The sequence below is a fragment of the Sphingobium sp. S6 genome, assembly GCF_905120495.1.
In the GTDB taxonomy this organism is placed as follows: domain Bacteria; phylum Pseudomonadota; class Alphaproteobacteria; order Sphingomonadales; family Sphingomonadaceae; genus Sphingobium; species Sphingobium agri.
Genome location: NZ_CAJHOG010000034.1, coordinates 1 through 4720 on the forward strand (window position 1 = coordinate 1; position 4720 = coordinate 4720).

The 4720-nt window shown below is 63.7% G+C and carries 5 protein-coding genes; all 5 read right to left on the reverse strand.

The window, feature by feature from the left end:
• Nucleotides 1–119: 119 nt before the first annotated feature.
• Nucleotides 120–773 carry a ParA family protein gene (locus SPHS8_RS20140; RefSeq protein ID WP_017503522.1) on the reverse strand — a complete coding sequence of 218 codons (654 nt, stop codon included), beginning with the start codon at nt 771–773 and terminating at the stop codon, nt 120–122.
• A gap of 106 nt (nt 774–879) precedes the next feature.
• Entirely contained in the window at nt 880–1524 is a 645-nt protein-coding gene (locus SPHS8_RS20145; RefSeq protein WP_201516829.1) for a transcription elongation protein SprT, read from the reverse strand.
• Nucleotides 1525–1853: 329 nt separating this feature from the next.
• Nucleotides 1854–2672 (reverse strand): hypothetical protein, encoded by an 819-nt coding sequence (locus SPHS8_RS20150; protein WP_201516831.1) that lies wholly within the window; start codon nt 2670–2672, stop codon nt 1854–1856.
• A 209-nt stretch (nt 2673–2881) separates the two neighbouring features.
• Nucleotides 2882–4240 carry a hypothetical protein gene (locus SPHS8_RS20155; protein WP_007015766.1) on the reverse strand — a complete coding sequence of 453 codons (1359 nt, stop codon included), beginning with the start codon at nt 4238–4240 and terminating at the stop codon, nt 2882–2884.
• Nucleotides 4237–4720: recombinase family protein (locus SPHS8_RS20160; RefSeq protein ID WP_201516830.1), on the reverse strand; the 484-nt coding region annotated here is incomplete at its 5' end. The genes SPHS8_RS20155 and SPHS8_RS20160, both read right to left, overlap by 4 nt.

Here is a 4720-nt window from a genome sequence, read left to right on the forward strand (position 1 = left end):
GGCGCAGAGCGACAGCCTACCTCTGACTGCCGCCAATCTTTGCAACAGAGCCGGCGGCGGCGCAACCTCGGTTTCCGGATCATCGAAAATCCCGGCCAGGGCAGACGATTTCTTGGCCATTACGCAACCTCGCTTAGTGGCTTATTCGCATAACCGCTTAGTCGCTTAGCTTCGGCGTAAGCCGCGCGCAACTCTGCTGCCGCCTTGCTGTCAGGGTCCAGCTCGATCGCGGTCTTGCCGATCGGCGTCGCTTTGTAGAAGTCCTTGCGGAAATGCAGCACGCTATCGAACACGGCAACGCCCTTGGCGGCGAAGCCGGCGCGCGCCTCGTCCCCCTCCCCGCCCTGGTGCGGCACTTGCGTCAGGATCACGGCGAACGGCGTTCCCGCCTGCTGCACCTGCTTGACGGTTTGGAGGACCGAATGAACGTCGAGGCCGCGCGGCGCGACCGGGATCACCACGAAATCGGCCTGTTCGGCCGCGAGCATGGCGATGTCCTTCGAGTTCGCCGGCGTGTCGATGATGATAAGGTCCACCTTGCCGCTATCGCGGCCGCGTGAGACATGCAGCGGCAGGCCTGCGACGCTGCTATCCTTCACCATGACATCGTCGCTATCCCGCCGCTCTGACCAGTAGAGCGCGGACCCCTGCCGATCGTCGGCATCGAGGATCACGACCGCCGCCCCTTCGCGGGCGGCCTCGACGGCAAAGGCGGTCGCGATGGTCGTCTTCGACTGGCCGCCCTTCTGCGCGATGATAGCCCAAGTTTGCATGATGGCTCCCTACTAAGCGATTATGCGATCTATATCGCTTAGTCGCTTAGTAGGCAAGGCACGCCATTAATCGCTTAGTCGCTTAGTGGTTTATCCGCTTGGTATGTCAGGCTTCCGCGTCGCCGCCTTCATCCTCGCTGTCATCATCCAGCGGTTCATGCTGCATCTGGCCGTGATCCTCGATCGGGCAAAGCGGCGCTCCGGCCTGCTCAAGCCATTTGCGCGCGGTCCTGACGGTATAGCCGCACGTCGCGCACTCGCATTTGAGCATCCGGGTTTTCTGCTTCTTGGGCGCGGTCGACTCTCCATCCGTATCAAGGCGGGCATGGGGGAGGGGGCCGACGCTCTCCAAGATCGGCGCGATGGCCGCAAGGAACGCCTCGCCGGGGGTGGTGGCGCGCATCGGCCCGACTAGGCCCAGCCCAAGGGCGACTCGTTTAAACGCCTTCCCATGCCCTGCCGGGATGCCGACTGCGGCATGGACAAGCTCATGCGCGAGGATGGCCGCGATCTGCGCCGGCATCGCGTCGGGCGCGTGCGCCAGGTCCGGGCGGATGAAGATTTCAAAATGTCCGTCCGCGCTCAAGCGGTTGTCCCAGCACTCGCCGATCGCCTTGCCCTTCGCGCCTCTGCTGGTGAAGCCGATCGCCACGCGCACGCGGTCGGGCAGGGGGGCGTCCAGCGCCTCGAACAGCGGAGCCATGCCCTGCGCCACCGCATTGAGCCAGCTTTCACGGGTTTGGTGGGTCATCGTCCTTACTCCCTTCAAATCGCCTGTCCGGCGATGGCCATGCCATCGGCCGGAACACGGACGCCCAAGAACGCCGGCGGGAGAGGGGGGCAGCGGGATTCGATGGGGGTGGAGCGGCCGCAGCGCAGCGAGGCACGGCCCCGTCTAATCCCGTTGCGGGGGAGAGGCGGCCGGGACCGCCTTCCCCCTTCAAACAAACATCGAGGGGTCAGTTCCGGCTGAGGGCGAAATGACACCTTAAGCGGAATGGCAATGATTGGTGGATAACAGAACGTTCGCTTGAACGCCGGCGGCGGAGACCTCAGCTAAATGACCATCACGGCCCTACCTCATTGCGAAAAAGACGATTTCTGGCGCTCTTCAGCAAGCCGATAGGTGAGGATAGCGAGTGAGCCGTCGATCGAGAAGGAACGACCATCGGGGCCGAACCGCAGGACAAAATCGTAGGATTCGGGTTTGTTGAACCGCTGGATTTCGCTCCCGTCGGCCATGGAGACTAGCGCGATCGTTTCCCGAACCGAACCCTTGCCAACCGGCATCGATACCAGCGCATAGCGCCCATCCGGACTGATCGTAGGCCGGTAGGTCTGCGAGAAGTCGTATGCGGTGCCGGCGATACTCCACAGCCTACGGCCGGTCTGGACGTCCCAGAGATCGGCAACCGCCCCACTCTGCGGCGTACGCTCCTCACATTCCGGTCTGCGGGGGGTGCCACCGTAATGCTCGCAGATCACGCCGCCCGCGCTTAAGGCGTGCGCGATCAATACTGTCTTCAGGTTCGGGGATAGCGCAAACTTCCAAGAGCCGTTGCGTCCGGGGTGGAGCAGCGTTTCGCGGGGCAGTTTGCCCTGTTGCCACTCAAACCACCGGCCACCATTGAGCACAAACAACGCAAAGATCTTGCCCTGCCGATCGAGCCGCGCGTCGATATCGCCTACCAGGGTTGGCGGCTTTCCGTTTTGCGAGAGCGGCATCGGAACGGTCTGAAGCACCTTGCCTCTGCGGCCGTCGACAATGCCGAGCGTCGGCGTCGGATCGTCATGTTCGGGGCGGTAATAGTTACCCTTTGTTCCAAATTCGGCCAAGGCCAGCCCGCTATTACCGACCCAGAGCATACCGTCGAGTCCGCCCGCCACATCCTTGAGCAAAGGTAATGGGTGTGGTTCTCCATCGTTTGGTATTTCGATTGGAGAGAGCGGGCCGAGCGCGAAACCGCTCGGCCGCATAGTATCCTGACGGACCCCAAGAATCGCCTTTGAATCATTTCTCCACACGAAGGGGGGTGCCTTGCTATAACGGCCTCTGTGCATTGTAGGGACACGGATTCACGGTAGGCATCGACGTCAGGGGTAGCGAACTATTTGCGCAGGTTCTCGATGCCAAGTTCGCGCCATATCCAAGTGAAGTCGTAGGTGGCCATCGGGTCGTTCGCGTCGAGTTGGCTGCTGCTGCGGTTTTCGAGATGCTTGAGCCACCCGGCTACTCGGTGCCGGCCTGCGGCAGTTTGAACGGCTGCGCGCGGGGTGATGTCGCCGAGCATGCCGACGGGTTCATCGAGCGTCGCGCGGTACTGACGGTCGAGCATGGCATGGATGAGCGGGGTTGCAACCTCTGGCGCAATGGCGGGTGCCGGTTCGGATGATGTCAGCCCCTCGGCCCGCGCCGCCATGGCCTGTTCGACCGTCTCAATCGTGGTCAGCGGCGAGCCGACCAACCCGGCGAGCGCATCGTTGATAAGCGCGGTGCCGCGTTTCGCTCGCTCGGCCGAGGTGACGGCGAGCATCAGGGCGCGGCCTTTCAATTCGACATTGCCGAGCACCGGGGTGCCGTCCGCCATCGTCACACCCCACGCCATGCGCCCGGTGCTTTTCGCTTTTCCGTTCGGTTTCTCGCCCAGCCAGTTCCAAAAGTGCGTGGTTTCCCGCTGAAGCGCAGGGACAGTATCAAGCCGCTCGCCGACCAGCGCCTGGGTCACGCCGCGTGCGAAGGGAAAGCGCACGCGGTGGAACATCACCTCCTCGCCATCAATGTTGTGCAGCGTGGGGATGGGCGCCGGTCCCATGGTCTTGGGAACGACATCGAACAGCCATGCCGTGCTGATGAGGGCCGGAAGTGCAGCCAGATCGTCGGCGTCTAGGTTCAACGCGGTGCGCGGGCTGCGCTTGCCCTTCGAGCGCCGTAGATCGGCGACGAGCGCCTCGGCCGCCTCCATCGTGAACGACAGCACGCCGCCCGACAGGAGGTGCTTGCCTCCGACCTGCACGACGCGGGCACCGATCCTGTCCCATTGCTTCAGCGTCTGCGAGGCGCTGCGCTCGGATACTCGAAGCGGCTCGCCGCCCCGGATCAGGTCGCGCACGAGGAAGCCGCTGCCGGGCTCGACCTCGCTGACCTCGTGGAGGCTCATCACTGACGATCGAAGGGCACGCAGGTAGATTTTGGTCGGGCCGCTCTCATTCCAGCCCCGGCGCCGAATATAGTCATCGACGATGTTCCGGTCGGGTTGGATGGTGCGCGTCAGCAGATCCTCGAACGCGCATCCCCACAACACGCCGGCCCAATGATCGCCGACGATGTCCGCCAGCTCGTCCGCTTCGAAGTCGAACTCCTCCATCGCCAGCCCGAGATGATCGCCGAGCGCCTCGCCCAGATGCTCGCCCCAGGCCGGCGAGGTGGCGAACTTCATGACGCCGGACAGATCGTGACCACGCTTCATGCCTGTTCCCTCTGCTGCTGACTGAATTGCTGGCGGTGCGCGGCGACGATGCGCGAGACGGTGGGTTCACTGACGCCGTAGAGCCGCGCCATCTCGGCACCGGACTTGCGGCCGGACGTGACGGACTCGGCGATTTCGCGGCGCTGCTTGTCGCCGAGCTTGGGCCGACGCCCGCCGATCCGTCCTTCTGCGCGAGCCTGGGCAAGGCCGGCGCTGGTACGCTCGCGGATCATGGCCCGCTCGAACTCGGCGAAGCTTCCCACCATCTGCATCATCATCCGCCCTGCCGCGGTGGTGGTGTCGATCGCCTCGGTCAGTGAGCGGAAGCCCGCGCCTGCCAGCTCGATCCGCTCCATGATGTGCAGCATATCCTTTAGGCTGCGCGACAGCCGGTCAAGCTTCCAGACGACGACGACGTCTCCGTCGCGGGCTCTGTTGCAAAAATCGTGAAGCTTGAGCATGCTTGGCGGAGATTGGACG